Source organism: Pseudoalteromonas sp. CR1, assembly GCF_019392235.1.
GTDB lineage: Bacteria > Pseudomonadota > Gammaproteobacteria > Enterobacterales > Alteromonadaceae > Pseudoalteromonas.
In genome coordinates, this window is record NZ_JAHXRM010000576.1 from 1 (window position 1) to 241 (window position 241).

The window sequence follows — 241 nt, forward strand, 5'->3', positions numbered from 1 at the left end:
TCCGGCATTCAGGCCGGGCATCACCAGCGTCACCTTGATCGGGTCCAGCAACACGTAGTCTTCGGCCACATCGCCAAAGCCATGCCAGTCGTCCTGAGGGTGCAACAGCCAATCCGCAGTGGCCACCCGGTCGATACCGGCGACTGAAGGCGGCTGCCAGATCGAAAACCACCAGTCCTCGGCGGCGATATGCTGGCGCAGGTTAGCCAGGGCGCGCCGGAAGCTCAGCGCCTCATCGAAC

Annotated in this window: 1 pseudogene; it reads right to left on the reverse strand. The window is 63.9% G+C overall.

Going from position 1 to position 241, the window contains the following annotated elements:
* A pseudogene (locus tag KZZ04_RS20615) lies at positions 1-241 on the reverse strand (lysine decarboxylase); the annotation flags it as partial.